Source organism: Oscillospiraceae bacterium (assembly GCA_035380125.1).
GTDB lineage: Bacteria > Bacillota > Clostridia > Oscillospirales > JAKOTC01 > DAOPZJ01.
In genome coordinates this window covers 1-16,206 of record DAOSWV010000009.1, presented here as the reverse complement: position 1 = coordinate 16,206, position 16,206 = coordinate 1, and the positions used below count along the sequence as shown (strand labels likewise).

Genomic DNA, 16,206 nt, shown 5'->3' with positions numbered 1-16,206 from the left:
AAAACTCCGTTCCGCGCCGAATAAGGCGCAAAGATTAAGAAAAGTTTAAAGTGGTTACCGAATGCTTTTGCGTGCGTTCGGCGGCTGAGAAGGAATAATGCGGGTTCTTGAGAGAGAGTTTGACGGTGATTTCGATGTTGATACCGATCTGTTGAATTTCAACGGATTCGATGGCCGAAAAATCGGACGGCGTGAAGGTCTCGGACACAGAACCCGACAGCAGACACCCGGAGAGTGAAATCGTAAAAGCACCGTTGTGATAGGCGATATCGGTGAACGGATAAAACAGGCCGTCGCCGTTTGCGCGGGAAAAACCCATCTCGATTCCGGAGGCGGTAACCGTCAGTAGGTCGAGTGAGGGCAGGGGATCGTAATTGACGGGGCTGCCGTCGACGTCGACCGGGCCGGTTCGGCCTGCGATATCGGCTGAAAGGAAGCCGTCGTCCATAGTATATTCAAGCAAATGATCTGAGACACGCAGAAACTGCACCGAGCGGGGTAATTTTAAAATGCCGTTCTCGGTCTCGGTTACGTTGAAGTAAAATTCGTTGATGCCGTCGTGGGAGACGAGCGTCGCGTTTTGCGCCAACAGCTCGAGCGACCCGGTGTCGAAACAGAAAAGCAGCCACTGATCTTCGTGCGATAGGGTTTGACAGCGGGCGAGAGCGTATCGGTAAGGGCCGACATACATCTCGTTAAGTTCGGTAATCTCTGCCGAGGAGCCGATGAGGTCGGGCAGACGTACTGCGAGAATTTGAGCTTCTTTTTTATATTCGGACTCGGTCAGCGTGACGTTGCGGACGGTTGTGTCGATTTGAGAGGAGTTGTCAATGGGTGCGGGTGCGCTGTAGGGATCGGGCGGCGGTGCGCAGCCGGCTGTGCCGGAAATTGCGCAGCAGACAAGAAACGCCGCCGTTAAGGCGACGGTCAACATCCGCTTTTCGACCACAAAAATCACAACCCTTCCGCTTGCGGCTCTGCATAAAAAGCCACAATATATTTATACAGGATTTTCGTCAAATAGTCAAGGCGGAAACGGTCGAAAGGCCAATCCCACGCCAACACCGGAGGCGTTTTATTCGAAACGCGTCGTCATCCGACGCGTTTGTGAGCGGCATCTAGTTAATATTTTAGGTTTGCACTGTTCTACACCTATCCTCAGAAGAAAAATCTAATTCCGCCTGCAGGCGTACCTTGGTTAGGGGGGCTAGCGAAGCGCGAAGGGGGGATAGTCCCGAATCCCCCCTTCGAAGAAAAAGCACCTAAATAAAAAAACACCCACAAGACAGTGAATGCTTTTTCTTGGCCTGCCCGATGGGATTCGAACCCATGGCCTTTGGAGTCGGAGTCCAACACTCTATCCAGCTGAGCTACGGGCAGAGACAAGCGTCATTATAGCACAACATCGGGTTTGACGCAACATTCAATATTTAATAATAACACCGTGACTCGCCGAAATATCATGTAAATTTTCATCCGAATTATATTGCGATTTTGAATACCCGCTGATATAATAAAACCGTCACTTTCGGGAACAAAGTGTGCAAAAGAAGTGAGCAGTGGCCGTAAAAGACGGAAACATGTCGCTGCGCGCCGTAAATTGTTTGCTGTCGACGGTGATAATAAAGTGAAAATTATAAGGGGTGGCGTAACGATGGATTTTATCAAGGACAAGATCAGAGTTACCTGCGAACAGCTGAAAAAATATGCCTATGAAGACCTCGGGACGGTGGAGAATCTCGAATTCGTTGAGAGCGAATATAAAGACGGCAATACGCCGCCGGAATCCGGATGGAAACCGTTTTCACCGGAGAATGACCGTTTGGGCGGCCGCGAAAAACACTGGTGGATGCGTACCAAACTCCATGTCCCCGAAGTCGGCGAGGGAAAACAGATTGCGCTGGAACTTCTGACGAGTTCGAGCGGTTGGGACGCGCTCAATCCACAGATGATTGTCTATCTCGACGGACATATGGTGCAGGGCGTTGATGTCAATCACACCGAAGTGCTGCTTGAGGGTGGTACTTCCGCCGATTTGCTGCTCTACATTTATTCCAGCATGAACGAGGCGAAATTCGACTTTTCCGCCAAATACAAGGGCATCGATCTCACGTCCGAGGCCATGTATTACGATCTGTATGTGCCGTATTCTTCGCTGGATTGTTTTGATCCCAAAAGCGAGAGGCACATCAATACGCTTAAACAATTGGAACTGGCGGTAAATCTGCTGGATTTGAATCAGCCCAAGAGCCCGACATATTATGCCTCGATTACGGTTGCGCGCGGGCAGCTTGAAAAGACTTTTTACAAGGGTCTTTGCGGCAAAGGAGACGCGATTGTCGCCTGCGTCGGACATACCCACATCGACGTGGCCTGGCTGTGGCCGCTGCGCCAAACTGTCGAAAAGGCACAGCGCAGTTTTGCCACCGTCGTCAACCTGATGAAACAATACCCCGAATATAAGTTTATGTCCTCGCAACCGCAGCTGTATCAGTTCGTCAAAGAACAGGCACCGGAACTTTATAAGGAGATCAAAAAGCTGGTTAAAGAGGGACGCTGGGAAGTTGAGGGCGCGACCTGGCTGGAGATGGACACCAATCTGGTCAGCGGCGAATCGCTGGTGCGCCAGATGATCTACGGCAAGCGGTTTATGAAAGAGGAGTTCGGGGTTGACAGCAAAATTTTGTGGCTACCCGACGTCTTCGGTTACAGCGCGGCACTGCCTCAGATTATGAGAAAGAGCGGCGTTGATAACTTTATGACGACAAAGATCGCCTGGAATGAGCGCAACATGCTGCCTTATGATTCCTTTTATTGGGAAGGCATCGACGGCAGTCGGGTGTTCTCGTTCTTCGTAACCACGCAGGATCGTCCGCAGCCGCGCAAAAACGAGATCGCCTGTACTTACAACGGCCGTTTGACCGCAGGACAGATTCTCGGTACCTGGGAGCGGTATCAGCAGAAGGCTTTCAACAACCGCACAATGACCACGTTCGGTTATGGTGACGGCGGGGGCGGCCCAACCAAGGAGATGCTCGAGACACAGCGGCGGCTCTCCTACGGACTGCCCGGCATCCCGAAGACCGAAATGAGTTTTGCCGGTGAGGCAATTGCGACTGCCCGAAAGAATTTTGACAAGACGGCAAAAGAGCTCAAACGATTTCCGCTGTGGGTGGGCGAGCTCTACCTCGAATTCCACCGCGGCACCTATACCTCCATCGCCAAAAACAAGAAAAACAACCGAAAAAGTGAGTTTTTATATCAAAAAGCCGAGACGCTTGCCGTGACAGACGAATTGCTTTTGGGCGGCAAATATCCGCAGAAAAAACTTGCGGACGGCTGGCGTACGATTCTGCTGAACCAGTTCCATGACATCATTCCCGGCTCTTCGATTTTTGAGGTCTATGAGGACAGCGACAAACAGTATGCCGAGGTTAAAAAAATCGGCGAAAAGGCAGCCGAAGACGCCAAAGCGCACATTGCGGCCAACATCGGCACCGAGGGCGGCGTTGCGGTCTTTAATCCGACCGGCTTTACGACGGACGGAGAAGTTCAAGTCGACGGAAAGACCGGCAGCGTCAAGGGCATTCCCGCGCACGGATGGAAGGTGACCGAGCCCGATTTTGACTGCAAGGTCAAACTCGACGGGCGGACTGCCGATAATAAATATTATAAGATGATCATTGACATCAACGGAAATATCTCCCGGCTGTATGATAAGAAAAACAAACGCGAGGTCTTTAAGCGCAGCGAAGTGGGCAACGAAATTCAGATCTTTGAGGATCTGCCGCGCCAGTACGACGCATGGGAGATCAGTGATTATTACAAGCAGAAGATGTATAAGCCCGACGAGGTGCTTGAGATCAAGCAGATCACCGATGGCTGCCGCGCCGGATTTAGAATTAAAAAGCGTATTTTGACTTCGACAATTGAGCAGAACATCTGGCTGTATTCCGACAACCCGCGCATCGACTTTGAGACTGTGATGGATTGGAACGAGGAACACCTGTTGGTTAAGGCGGCTTTTCCGATTGATGTGCTGGCCGACAAGGCGACCTATGAGATCCAATTCGGCCATCTGCAGCGTCCGACCCATGAGAACACAAGTTGGGATAAGGCCAGATTTGAGGTTTGCGCGCACAAGTGGGCGGACATCTCCGAGGTGGGTTACGGCGTCTCGCTGCTCAACGACTGCAAATATGGTTATAACGCTGAGGGCAGCACACTCAAGCTGACGCTGTTGAAATGCGCCACCAGTCCGAACCCGCAAGCCGATAAGGGACATCATGAGTTCACCTATTCACTGCTGCCGCACGTCAGCAATCTCCGCAATACCGGCACAATTAAACAGGCCTATCTGCTCAACTGCCCGTTTGAAGCCGTCAAACTCGGAAAGCAGAAAGGCAAGTTGGCGGAAGATTATTCATTGGCCTCCTGCGACGGTAAAAACGTCGTTATAGAGACAGTCAAGAAGGCCGAGGACGGGGACGGCGTGATTGTGCGTCTTTATGAGAGTTTCGGCAAACGCTGCAACACGACGGTGAAATTCGGATTCGGGGTTGAGCGTGTGTCGCTGTGCGATCTGCTTGAAAACGAGATCAGAGAACTGACCGTGAGAGACGGAAAAGTCAGGCTCGGAATCAGTAATTTTCAGATCATCACGCTGAAGGTCCGCGCGAAACGTTAAGCCTCTTAAAAGCGCTCTGTGTACGGAAAATTTAAGAGTTGTATTTGGGAAAAAGCTGTGATATAATATGTTTTTGAGGAAGGTGGTGTTATTTTGGAGAACAATAAGGTTGCGCTGAAAATCGGACCGCTGATTTTAAATTTGACAACAAACGATACGGCTCAATATGCCCAAACGCTTGCGGCTGAGCTTGATTCCCGCCTGACCGCCATGATGAACTCCAATCCCAACATGACCTTGGCGCAGGCGATGGCATTGATTTCGCTCGATGCGATGGACAGCGTAAAAAAAGCGAATGACGCCGCAGACAACCTGCGTGGTCTGCTCAAGACTTATTTGGAAGATGTCAACAAGTACCGCAGTGCCGCTGAGGATGCAAAACGTGAAAATGACCGGCTGCGTGCGGAATTAGACACCAAAAACCGCTAAAAAGACAGGGGGAAACACAATGAAAACCATATCCAAGTTTACCGGACTGCTGTTGGCACTGGTGATGGCGGTGTCGCTGTTCGGCACGGCCGTGTCCGCCACATCGTCGACCTATGTAGGAACTACATACAGCATGACGTATTCAGTCCAAATCGCCGACTCCATTCCGCCGGTTCTTCAGACCATGTCCGACACCGGTGTTTTCGGCACTGCAACCACGCTTTACGGTGCTGAACAGGTCAATCCCATTCTTGTAAACACGTTAGGCGCTTCTGCTGCGTCTACATACACGTTCACGGGTTGGACGATCGACGGCACGTTTTATGCGGCGGGCGCCAGTTTCAATCCGACGGTTTATAAGTCCGGATACATCGCTTATGCGGTCTTTAAGACACCGAAAGTGGTGATCGGTTTTACTGCCGGCTCGAGCAATCTGAGCACAACGGTCACGGGCACACTTCCCACCCCGATTACCACAACGCCGAACGGCACCTTCACATTCCCGACGACGGACCTCGCACGCCGTAACTATACGTTTGCGGGTTGGTTGTTTAACGGCCATGTCTATCTGCCGGGTGAGACCTATACGCTGAGTGACGTCTCACTTTCGAGCATGGACAGCAACGGCTATATCTATTTGAATGCCGAGGCATTCTGGACCGAAAACGCCAACAAAGAATATATTCTGTATTTGACCCCGGGCGTCGCCAGCACCGACGAAAATCCGATTAAGCCGGTCGAATACGGCACTTATGCCGCGAACACCGAACTCAATATCTATTCGATCCCCTGTCCGTTTACACCTGCGGGATTGAAATTTGTCTGCTGGAACTATAAATCGACCAGTTTCACCGAACAGTATCCGACATTGAAAATCACGGAAGACACCTTCCTTTCGGCGCAGTGGGAAGAAATCACCAGCTCGGTGGAGTCTTCGGTTGTCAGTTCGGTCGAGAGTTCGGTTCCCAGCTCTCAGGAGAGTTCTCAGGAGAGTTCCGCAACCAGTTCCAAGACCAGCTCCAAAACCAGTTCCGCTGTGAGTTCAAAAACCAGTTCCGCAGCTTCTTCGGTGGCTTCGACACCCGCTTATGAGAGCATGACGCTCACCGATCCGGCTACCGGAATCATGGTCAGCGGTACGTTCCTGAATAATACCACCCTGACCGTCAACCGCCTTTCCGCCGATACCGAAACCGACGCCTATGTTAAAGCACTGCTCGGTAACGCCGTGGCCGGTTATGACATCACATTGACCAATGCAGATGAACTCAGCGGTTTCTCCGGCTCTATCTTCTTCCCGTTCACACCGATTACGCTGACCGAGGACACGGCTGTGGTCACCTATCATATTATGCCGTACGCTCAGTATGCAGCGCAGAACAACGGCTCTTCGCTGTTGTTTGAAAAGGATGCCGACGGTAAATATGCCGCACAGACCTCCGGCGATCCGATCATGGCGACGAACTATTACGAGCTGGACGGCTATACCATTACCAAAGTACTGGGTGCGACAGCCCCGACCAAAGGTGCGTTTATGCTCTCGGCCGATACGGTTGCCGTGTTCACCATTCAGCTTGCTACAACGGGTACAAACCTGACCGGAACCACGGTATCGTTTGACTCGCTGTCCAAGTTTGTGATTACCTCGGCGCTGTATGACTCGGCAGCAGTGCCCGGCAGTACCGAAAACACCGGTCTTAATCCGCTGGTTTGGGTCGGCATCGGCGTGGCGGTTTTGGCCGCGTTCGGCATTGTGATCATCCTGCTGTCGCGTAAAAAGACCCCGAAAAAACCGCACTTGGATGAAGACGACGATTCCGATGTGCTGATGAGCTAAGATAAAATAATCCGAACAATGGAAAGGAGCGGTGAAAGCCGCTCCTTTTTGGTTGTTCAGGCATATTTGCGCAAAACGCCCCGTATGCTTTGTATGAACCGAACATACAAAGGGGTGGGCGTATGCCGAAAATCACACAAAAGAGTTGGAGAATACTGCTTATCGTGGGCATATTGGCGGTATGCGGGGTAATTATCTGGGCGGTGATCGCCGCAGACAGGCCGCCGAAATTGTCGCGGGTGCCAAAGACCTATGACAATTTGGTCACGGCGCTGATCGGAGAGAACACCGCTAATAAAAAGTATCTGCTGTACGCCGAAAAAGCCGAGAGTGAGGGCAATACCCAAGCTGCATTGTTGTTTCGGGCAATTGCGGCCGGAGAACGGGTACATATTGAGCGGGAGTATAAGCTGGCAAATGACGTGGCTCCGCTGGAGATGCCGCCGTCCGGCAGTGTGATCATCGGGGATACCGAGGAAAATCTCGAGGACTGCATCAAGAATGAAAACTACGAGACCGCGTTGATGTATCCGCAGTTTGCCCGGACCGCCGAAACGGAAGATTATCCGACGGCGGCCGATGCATTCGGTGAGATCGGAAAAGCAGAGGCGGTTCACGAGCAGCTTTACCGGGAGATGCTGACCAAGTTGGAAAAGACGGGTAGTGCCACGGATGCAGTGGTCTATTTTGTCTGCCCGGTTTGCGGCAATGTATATGAGGGTGCGCCGCCCGATCGGTGTCCGATCTGCGACACACCGGGTTCGAAGTGGGTGGAATATAGATAATAATCCCAAATAATATTTTAGTTGATAATGAACAGTTGACAGTGTACAGTGACATATCCGGGGGATCGTCGTAAAACAGAAAGTGACATTCCGTCGCCATGCGGCTGTGGGGAATGTCACTTTTCACTGCTAACTGCGAACTGTTAACTTTGCTTATTCTGTTTCTTCCAATAAAACAACTGCATGGGCGCAGATGGCACGGCGGTCGCCCGTGACGCCGAGACCTTCTTCGGTTGTGGCCTTGACGCTGATGCGATCGAGTTCCACACCGCAGGCCTCGGCCAGATTTTTGCGCATTCTTAAAATATGCGGAGCCAGTTTGGGCGCCTGTGCAATGATGGTGACATCGGCGTTGCCCAGCCAATAGCCTTTTTCCGCAAGCAGACCCACGACGTGTTTGAGCAGCTCTATGCTGTTTGCGTCGCGGTATTGTTCGTCGGTATCGGGAAAATGTTTGCCGATATCGCCGAGTGCCGCTGCGCCCAGCAGGGCATCAATCAATGCATGGACGGCCACATCGGCGTCGGAATGGCCGAGCAAGCCCTTTTCAAACGGGATCGTCACACCGCAGAGGACAAGCTTTCGCTCTTCTTCGAGACGGTGGAGATCATAACCGTGGCCGATTCTCATGAAAATTCCCCTTCCGCAAGTATTTTGGCGACCGCGATGTCAATCGGGCCGGTGAGTTTGATGTTCCGGGGGTCTCCGGCACTTAAATAGACCGAATGACCCATGAATTCGAATAATTGACAGTCGTCCCGGAAATCCTTTCCGGCGGAAGCGGCGACCGACATGGCCCCGCGATAAAGCCCCGCGTCGAAGACCTGCGGGGTTTGGACGCTGAAAAAGCGGTCGCGGTCGGCAGTGCGCACGACGAAGCCGTCGGAGGCTTCCTTTAATGAATCGGTGACGGCGAGCGCGGGAACGGCGGCGCCGTATTTTTCGGCGTCGGCACAGACGGAGTCGATCAGTTCGGTTGTTACAAGCGGTCTTGCGCCGTCGTGAACCGCAATCAGTTCGATTTCGGCATCGGTCTGGTCGAGCGCGGCGGTGACCGACTGCTGACGGGTCTCTCCACCGGTGACGACGGCTTTGAGCTTGGTCACGCCGAGGGTTTTGGCCAGATTCCAAAAGGCCAACACATCGGTCTGTTTGGCCGAAATGATGATTTCGGTGATAGATTCCGAGTACTGGGCGGCGAGTAGCGGCCCCGATACTGCCGGACGCCCCGCGAGAGATAAAAAGATTTTGTCACGTCCCATGCGGCTGGCACTGCCGGCGGCGGCAATGATGAAAGCGGTTTTTTTCATGAAATCGGCCCTCCGTTTCAGGAAATCAGCGTTAAAATTCAGGCGAACAGCGCCGTTTTCGAAGTTTATTCCGCCCGTTTTTATTTTAACACAATCCCTGTTGATACGCAATTGAAATTGTGGTAGAATATGTTTGACAAAAAGCGCGTGGAGATGATAAAAACGCGCCGGCGCCGCACGGCGGCGTTTTCGGGAGGTAAAAATGATAAAATTGAAAAATCCGTTGATTAAGAAACGGGAGAACCTGATGGTATGGAAGGTCTTTTTGACCGCGCTGGGGATCGGCATTGTGATGATTTTGCCGTTCATCATCAAGGACGGGGGATATTTCTTTTACTACGGCGACTACAACGTGCAGCAGGTGCCGTTTTGGCAGTACTGCGCCGAACAGGTCAAGAGCGGGAATTTCTTCTGGAGCTGGGAGACCGACCTCGGCTCCGACTTTATCAGCGCCTACAGCTTTTATACCATCGGAAGCCCGTTTTTCTGGCTGGCAATGATTTTCCCCTCCTCTTGGATGCCCGCGCTGATGGGTCCGCTGATGATGCTCAAGATGGCCGTCGCGGCGGTGGGCGCGTTCTTGTATATGCGCCGCTATATCAAGGATCCGGATTACGCGATGATCGGCGCGCTGCTTTACGCCTTCTCGTCCTATACCATTTATAATATATTCTTCAACCACTTCATTGATGTCGTGGCGGTCTTCCCGTTTATGCTGCTGGCCTTCGACATGCTGTTTGAGGACAATAAATGGGGCTGGTTTGCGCTGTTTACGGCGGTGAACCTGCTGACCAACTATTTCTTCTTTGTGGGCGAGGTCGTCTTCTTTATCCTGTATTATGTGATTCGCGTCACTTGTCCGGACGACTGGAAGTTTAATTTCAAAAAACTGCTGCACGGGATTTTGGAGGCTTTGGTCGGCGTTGCGATTGCGGCGTTCATGATGCTGCCGAGCTTTTTGGAGCTGATGTCGAATCCGCGGCTCGATTCGGTGTTTAACGGCTGGGGCTTTTACATTTACGGTGAGACAAGACGGTACATGGGCGTTCTGCATGCGCTGTTGTTCCCGCCCGAACTGCCGCACTTCACTTATTTTATCGAAAATTCCAACACCCGCTGGCAGTCGGTTGCGGCTTGGCTGCCGCTGTTTGCGCTGTCGATGGTGATTGCGTTTTTGGCCGCGAAAAAGTCCAAGGGCAGCTGGCAGAAACGGGTTTTGATCTGCTTCGGCGTGGCGCTGCTGATGCCGGGCGTCGGCAGTATCTTCTATTTGATGAAAGCGGTCTATTACTCCCGCTGGCTGTATATGGCGGTTATGGTGATGGCGCTCGTAACGGTCAAGGTGCTTGAAAACTACGAGGAATACGACTTGAAACTCGGTATGAAGTGGAATGCCATCTTCACCCTGTTACTATTGATACCGATTGCGTTTTTGCCGGTGGTCTCCGGTGACAACACGATTTCACAGATCGGACTCTATGTAAAAAACTGGGGCGCGCCGATCATGTTTGCCATCAGCGCCTGCATCACCGTTGCCTGCATGGTGATCCTCTATCTGCTGTATGACCGGCTGCTGAAACAGGGCAAAGTGGCGGTGTTCAAGAAATATGTCTCACTGTCACTGGTGCTGGTCATCTGCCTTTATTCACTGTTCATTCTGACTGCGGGCAAAGTCTCTTCCGAGAGTTCGCAAGTGATGATCGACAATTCCCTGAACGCGGCGAATCTGGAGATTCCGGGCGCGCCGGAAGATGAGTTTTACCGCATCGATGTGCTTGACGGCCTCGATAACCAGGGGCTTTATTGGCGAAAGTCTTCAATCAACTTTTTCCACAGCGTTGTCTCACCCTCGATCATGGAATTTTACGAGTTTATCGGCGAGGAACGCAACGTCGCTTCCCGCCCGGCCGCTTCTCTGAACGGTCTGCGTTCGGTCACCTCGGTCAAATATATCTTTGAAAAGGAGACAAAGACTTCCTATCAATCGCTTTACAATACCTCTTACCTGACCAACATGAACGGGTATGACGTCTATGTCAACAACAACTATATTCCGTTCGGATTCACTTATAACGATTACGTTCTTGAGTATGACGCCAAAAAAGTCGACAGCAGCAAGATCAGCGATTTGATGGTGTATGCCCTTGTGCTGGATGATGAAACGGCAGCCAAGTATTCCTATCTGTTTGACAGCCAGATTTATTATCCGAGCGAGGAGTTGAATCTGACTTCCGCCGGATTTAACACTGCGGTCGAGGAGCGCAAAGCCGAAACCGCATATAATTACAACCGCACGAACAAAGGTTATTCAGTGGACATCGATCTGACAAAAGACAATCTGGTGTTCTTCAGCGTGCCGTATGAATCGGGTTGGAGCTGCACGGTCAACGGAGAGTCCGTTACGGTTGAAAAAGCCAATGCCGGACTGACGGCGGTGTTGGCCAATACCGGACACAACCACATCGAATTCACTTATGAGACGCCGGGTCTGAAAAAAGGCGTGATGATCAGCGCTGTCGGGTTGGTACTGCTGGCCGGTCTGTTCGTTGTCGGCGCGGTCGTGAAGAAGAGACGTCCGGTTGAAGCGGAATTGATCACGGAACCCGCTTTTACACCTGAAAACGCCATTATGCCGGAACTGACGGGGGAAATTGCCGTGCCGGAATCGGCAAATCCGGAACCGCTTGCAACCGAACCGACGGTATCGCAAGTCATCACGCAAGAGCAGGTCCCGGCACAACAGCCGGAAGCACCTGTACAGGAAGAAGTAATTGCGCAGGAAGAACCGAAACAGAACCCCGAAGATCAAGAGGAACAAAAATAATTTTAAAAACGGGAAAGGGATGTCTGTAAAATGGCAAAGACGCTGTATATCGTCGTCCCCTGCTATAACGAGCAGGAGGTGTTTCCCGAGACCAAAAAACGGCTGTGTGAAAAACTGGCTACGCTGATCGCGGAAAATAAGGTGTCGGAGCAAAGCCGCGTCTTTTTCGTCAACGACGGCAGCAAAGATGCGACTTGGAATCTGATTGCCGAGGCGTTCGAGGAAGAGCCGCTGGTCTGCGGGATGTCGCTGTCGCGCAACCGCGGGCATCAGAATGCGCTGCTGGCCGGATTGCTCTCGGCGGCCGCACACTGCGATTTCACGATCTCCATCGACGCTGATTTGCAGGACGACATCAACGTTTTCGACGAGATGGTCGCAAAATACGACGCCGGAGCCGATATCGTTTACGGCGTCCGTGGCGCACGGGAGACCGATACCGCTTTCAAACGCAACACCGCGCAGGAATTTTATAAATTCCTCGCGAAAATGGGCGTCGAGACGGTCTACAATCACGCCGACTTCCGCCTGATGAGCCGCCGTGCGATCGAAGCGCTGCGGGAATTTAAAGAAGTCAACCTCTATCTGCGCGGCATGGTGCCGATGCTCGGATTTAAGACCGACAAAGTGTTATACGAGCGCAGCCCGCGTCTTGCCGGCGAATCGAAATATCCGCTGAAACGGATGTTGGCGCTGGCGTTGGACGGTATTACGGGATTTTCGATCAAGCCGATTCGCATGGTGTTCTGGACGGGCGTTTGGATCGTTATTTTGGCGTTGATTGCGTTTATCGTCGGGTTGGTGCTGTATCTTTGCGGCGTGTTGGCAACCGGTATGATGGCGGTCGTTTCGGCGCTGTTCTGGCTGGGCGGCATGCAGATGATCGCTATGGGCGTTGTGGGCGAATACGTCGGCAAGGCGTATCTGGAGACCAAACAGCGTCCGCGGTTTGTGATTTCGGAGATCAAAGTCAAATGAGTGGGTTTTACGATCGGGTTTATAACGCTGTGAAGCTGATTCCGAAAGGCCGAGTGGCCACCTACGGGCAGATTGCGGCGATTGCAGGTAATTCGCGCGCTGCGAGAGCCGTGGGCTGGGCACTGCATGTCAACCCCAAGCCGGGTTATATTCCATGCCATCGGGTGATCAACCGGTTCGGTAAAATCTGCGAGGGATTTGCGTTCGGCGGACCCGAGGTTCAGAAGCGTCTTCTTGAAGAAGAGGGCGTCGAGGTCAGTGACGACTATTTTGTGGATTTAAAAAAGTACGGGATTTGAATATCTTTACGGTACGTTTTAACCTAACGTCAAATTTCAAACTCGATAAACACAAAAAAGGAGACCCGGTATATGTCCAAACTTGCCGACGTCAACACGACGGATCTGCGCGCAGCGATAGAAGCGAGCTGCAAAACCATGTGCAGCGTGTTTAATGCCGACGACAACAACATTCCGTTTTTTACGACGGAGGTCTATCCCGAAGTTTATATGGCGTTTCATCCGAGTTTGAGTGAGTCTCACGTTCCGGGGCGGCATCTGAATGCGCTGCTTACGGCACAGGACCTGTTGGGAATTCCGATTGGAGAAGAGAATATTACGAAACATGCCGAGGCCGCTTTCTTTTCATACAGCGGCCCCGTTTTATTGCCGCTCAACCGCGAGATCGAAGGGCAATCGATCCCCAACAGATTGTTGATTCACAATATCCGCGAGGGCTTTCACGCACTTTACGCGCTGGTGAAATACCGTGGCAGTGAACGGGCAAAAGAACTGGCCGAGAAGAGCATCGCGGAAATCCATCGCTTCTGGAACCCCGATACCGATTGGGATATAAAACGGCTGGAAGAATGCGGCGTGACGGTCGTTTCGAGAAATAGTTTTATTCAGGAACTCGGGCGCTCGATAGGGCCGCTGGTGAAATATTACCGAGCAACCGGATACGCACCGGCTTTGGAACTTGCGTTAACATTGAAAGAAAAGGCGATTACGGAATATTATAAACCGGACGGGGATTTCGATCCGAAATTGTTCGGCACAACGCACACGCACTCGGTGACCTGCGTGATGTCGTCGCTGGCACAACTGGGTGATTTGCTGCAGGATGCCGAATTGATCGAGCGGGTGCGGGCGTTTTATGACAACGGGCTGTGGAAACTGCGCGACGAACTGGGTTGGGCGGTGGAGGCGTACGGTTCCGAAAAAAATCCCGACCGCGGCGAAACCAATTCTTCGGGCGACATTGTCGAGACCGCACTGATCTTGGGGAAATGGGGATATCCGCAATATTATCAAGACGCGGAACGTATTTTGCGGGGGCATTTGCTGCCCAGCCAGTTACGGGACGTCTCTTTTATCCGCGATCCGAAAAACCCGCAGAATAAAGACGGGTTAAGAGATGTGGCAAAACGCCATTTCGGTGCTTACGGGTTTCCGGCTCCTTATGGGCATTTTCCGGCGGATGCGGGCAAAGTCAAATTCAATATGGATATCGTGGGCGGAACGGTCGGCTCTCTATGTGAAGCGTATCACTGCGCGGTGACGTATGAGGACGGCGTTCATCGGGTCAATCTGCTGTTCGATCTTGACAACGAAAACATATCCGTTCAATCGCTCTATACACACGATTCGCTGAAGATCGTTCTGAAACAACCGGGTGCGCTTTTTGTGCGCATACCGTCATGGGTTGATCGGGAGAGAATAACTGTTGACGGAGCGAAACCGGGCGGTTTTCACAACGGGTATTTATTCCTTTCAAAAACAGCCGTAAATCAACTTGTCACGATTCATTTTAAATTGGTTAAAAGCGAAATGGTTCTCCGTCACAGGACGAGGGATATTCGCGTCCGGATGCTGGGAGACCGTGTTGTCGCCATGGACAATTTCGGCATGGATCATACGTTTTTTGATGCGATTGACTGAAGTGCATATCGGGTGATAAAATGAAAAACGCAATTCATAAATCCGAAGAATGGTTTTCCGTGGTTATTTTACCGGATTCTCAGCGGTATGTCGAGGACGGATACAGGGAAGAGCGGATCGGTTGTCTGCAAAAGCAAACAGATTGGATATTGGAAAACCGGGAGAAAGAAAACATCAAATTCGTGTCCCACGTGGGGGACTATGTGCATCACAGGGAAAGTGTCACCGAAAGGCGCGCTTTTTTTGAGGTGTTTGATCGGCTCACCGGAATCGTTCCGTTCGGAATTTGCGCGGGGAATCACGACCTCTTATTCGGGGAGCGTTCAAAAGAGGTGCTGGACGGAAGAGGGAAAGTTTTTGGTTGCGAAATTTTCGACCAGCCCAATGTGAGAAGGGTTCGGGACGCCTTTTTTTCGCAGGAGAAATATCAAAAATATGATTACTGGATCGATTCGTGCAACGACTGTCAGAGTAACGCGCAGAAATTTGAGGCATTGGGCCAGGAATATGTTATCGTTCATCTTGAATTTTCACCGTCAGATCATACCGTGGATTGGGCTGACGGCATCTTGAAAAAATACGCAGATATTCCCGCAATTATAACGACGCATAATTTTATAACACCCGAAGAGGAGTTTGGCGTTACAACAAGAAACTCCAGATTGTCCTCTTATCAGGAGAATATGGCCGGAGAAGGCGACAATGCCGGAACGGATATTCTTGAAAAACTGGTGATTCCGAATCAAAACGTCTTTATGGTGCTGTGCGGTCATTTTGCCGATCAAAGGTTTGTAACGTTGAAAAATGAGGGCAGAGAGATCTATGCGATGCTCAGCGATTATGAATTGGAAAAACCGTATTACGGCAACGGGTGGATGAGGGTTCTTCGGTTTTTTCCAAAACAAAACCGGGTATCTGTGAGCACCTATTCGCCGTTTCTTGATGAGTATAAGACCGATAATAAAAACAAGTTTGATTTTAAAATGTTGAAGAAGGGCTGATCGATTACGACTCGCAATTTTTTCGGTTTCGGTCAAAACCCAATATTATATATAATGTATAGGGCGTTATAACGGGAATGATAAGAGCCGCCGGAATGTTTTCGGCGGTTCTTGATGTGGAAAATTGTTTGGAAAATGTTTTTGAAAGATTTTAAAATTTTTCTTATAAAAGCTCTTGACAATCCGTGGGGCATGTTGTATAATTCAAATCCGCGCCCCGAGGACGAGTGCCACGCCGAAAGGCGAAAAACCCGTCCGAAAGAACGCGAAAACAGCTCGATGGAAAGCACCGGGTGAGAAGAATTTCTTGTCAAAGAAATTCTTCATACAGCTTCGAGGCGCAGAGCCGAGAAGATGTTAGGACCTTGAAAATTAAACGATATTGAAAAAGCGAAGCGCAAAACTGTCAATAAAT

General features: G+C 51.2%; 12 protein-coding genes and 1 tRNA gene. 9 read left to right on the top strand and 4 right to left on the bottom strand.

The window, feature by feature from the left end:
- Nucleotides 1-34 precede the first annotated feature (34 nt).
- Nucleotides 35-958: a hypothetical protein gene (locus tag PK629_04610; GenBank protein HOP10751.1), complete on the bottom strand. Its 924-nt coding sequence runs from the start codon at nucleotides 956-958 to the stop codon at nucleotides 35-37.
- Nucleotides 959-1,303: 345 nt separating this feature from the next.
- Nucleotides 1,304-1,380 (bottom strand) — tRNA-Arg (locus tag PK629_04605).
- A gap of 274 nt (nucleotides 1,381-1,654) precedes the next feature.
- Here PK629_04605 and PK629_04600 point away from each other — a divergent pair.
- From PK629_04600 to PK629_04585, 4 genes are all read left to right on the top strand, one after another.
- Complete coding sequence (locus PK629_04600) at nucleotides 1,655-4,687, top strand: alpha-mannosidase (protein ID HOP10750.1); 3,033 nt, start codon at nucleotides 1,655-1,657, stop codon at nucleotides 4,685-4,687.
- A 93-nt stretch (nucleotides 4,688-4,780) separates the two neighbouring features.
- Nucleotides 4,781-5,116, top strand: coding sequence for a cell division protein ZapA (gene zapA / locus PK629_04595; GenBank protein ID HOP10749.1), 336 nt, complete (start codon nucleotides 4,781-4,783; stop codon nucleotides 5,114-5,116).
- 19 nt (nucleotides 5,117-5,135) lie between these two features.
- Nucleotides 5,136-6,953, top strand: coding sequence for a hypothetical protein (locus PK629_04590; protein ID HOP10748.1), 1,818 nt, complete (start codon nucleotides 5,136-5,138; stop codon nucleotides 6,951-6,953).
- Nucleotides 6,954-7,075: 122 nt separating this feature from the next.
- The gene (locus PK629_04585) at nucleotides 7,076-7,738 is read left to right on the top strand and encodes a rubrerythrin family protein (GenBank protein ID HOP10747.1); all 663 of its coding nucleotides are present in this window, start codon (nucleotides 7,076-7,078) and stop codon (nucleotides 7,736-7,738) included.
- A gap of 153 nt (nucleotides 7,739-7,891) precedes the next feature.
- Here the strand turns inward: PK629_04585 and ispF are convergent, their stop codons facing one another.
- Both ispF and PK629_04575 read right to left on the bottom strand, forming a co-directional pair.
- A complete protein-coding gene (gene ispF / locus PK629_04580; protein HOP10746.1) occupies nucleotides 7,892-8,368 on the bottom strand; it encodes a 2-C-methyl-D-erythritol 2,4-cyclodiphosphate synthase in 477 nt (158 codons plus the stop codon).
- Complete coding sequence (locus PK629_04575; GenBank protein ID HOP10745.1) at nucleotides 8,365-9,048, bottom strand: IspD/TarI family cytidylyltransferase; 684 nt, start codon at nucleotides 9,046-9,048, stop codon at nucleotides 8,365-8,367. Before PK629_04575 ends, ispF begins: the two co-directional genes overlap by 4 nt.
- A 202-nt stretch (nucleotides 9,049-9,250) precedes the next feature.
- Between PK629_04575 and PK629_04570 the strand changes: the two genes are divergently transcribed.
- The 5 genes from PK629_04570 (at nucleotide 9,251) to PK629_04550 (ending at nucleotide 15,791) form a co-directional block, all read left to right on the top strand.
- Nucleotides 9,251-11,872, top strand: a complete 2,622-nt coding sequence (locus tag PK629_04570; protein HOP10744.1) for a YfhO family protein — start codon at nucleotides 9,251-9,253, stop codon at nucleotides 11,870-11,872.
- Nucleotides 11,873-11,902: 30 nt separating this feature from the next.
- On the top strand, nucleotides 11,903-12,850 hold the full coding sequence (locus PK629_04565) for a glycosyltransferase family 2 protein (GenBank protein ID HOP10743.1): 948 nt from the start codon (nucleotides 11,903-11,905) through the stop codon (nucleotides 12,848-12,850).
- Entirely contained in the window at nucleotides 12,847-13,149 is a 303-nt protein-coding gene (locus PK629_04560) for an MGMT family protein (GenBank protein HOP10742.1), read from the top strand. The genes PK629_04565 and PK629_04560 overlap by 4 nt, the downstream gene beginning before the upstream one ends.
- Nucleotides 13,150-13,221: 72 nt before the next feature.
- Entirely contained in the window at nucleotides 13,222-14,790 is a 1,569-nt protein-coding gene (locus PK629_04555) for a hypothetical protein (protein ID HOP10741.1), read from the top strand.
- 20 nt (nucleotides 14,791-14,810) lie between these two features.
- Nucleotides 14,811-15,791, top strand: a complete 981-nt coding sequence (locus tag PK629_04550) for a metallophosphoesterase (GenBank protein HOP10740.1) — start codon at nucleotides 14,811-14,813, stop codon at nucleotides 15,789-15,791.
- The last annotated feature ends 415 nt before the right edge of the window (nucleotides 15,792-16,206 follow it).

What these genes read in the sequence shown, in the direction of transcription:
- PK629_04600 (HOP10750.1), top strand. Translation starts at nt 1,655, where the DNA reads ATGGATTTTATCAAGGACAAGATCAGAGTTACCTGCGAACAGCTGAAA.
- PK629_04590 (HOP10748.1), top strand. Translation starts at nt 5,136, where the DNA reads ATGAAAACCATATCCAAGTTTACCGGACTGCTGTTGGCACTGGTGATG.
- PK629_04585 (HOP10747.1), top strand. Translation starts at nt 7,076, where the DNA reads ATGCCGAAAATCACACAAAAGAGTTGGAGAATACTGCTTATCGTGGGC.
- ispF (HOP10746.1), bottom strand. Translation starts at nt 8,368, where the DNA reads ATGAGAATCGGCCACGGTTATGATCTCCACCGTCTCGAAGAAGAGCGA.
- PK629_04575 (HOP10745.1), bottom strand. Translation starts at nt 9,048, where the DNA reads ATGAAAAAAACCGCTTTCATCATTGCCGCCGCCGGCAGTGCCAGCCGC.
- PK629_04570 (HOP10744.1), top strand. Translation starts at nt 9,251, where the DNA reads ATGATAAAATTGAAAAATCCGTTGATTAAGAAACGGGAGAACCTGATG.
- PK629_04565 (HOP10743.1), top strand. Translation starts at nt 11,903, where the DNA reads ATGGCAAAGACGCTGTATATCGTCGTCCCCTGCTATAACGAGCAGGAG.
- PK629_04560 (HOP10742.1), top strand. Translation starts at nt 12,847, where the DNA reads ATGAGTGGGTTTTACGATCGGGTTTATAACGCTGTGAAGCTGATTCCG.
- PK629_04555 (HOP10741.1), top strand. Translation starts at nt 13,222, where the DNA reads ATGTCCAAACTTGCCGACGTCAACACGACGGATCTGCGCGCAGCGATA.
- PK629_04550 (HOP10740.1), top strand. Translation starts at nt 14,811, where the DNA reads ATGAAAAACGCAATTCATAAATCCGAAGAATGGTTTTCCGTGGTTATT.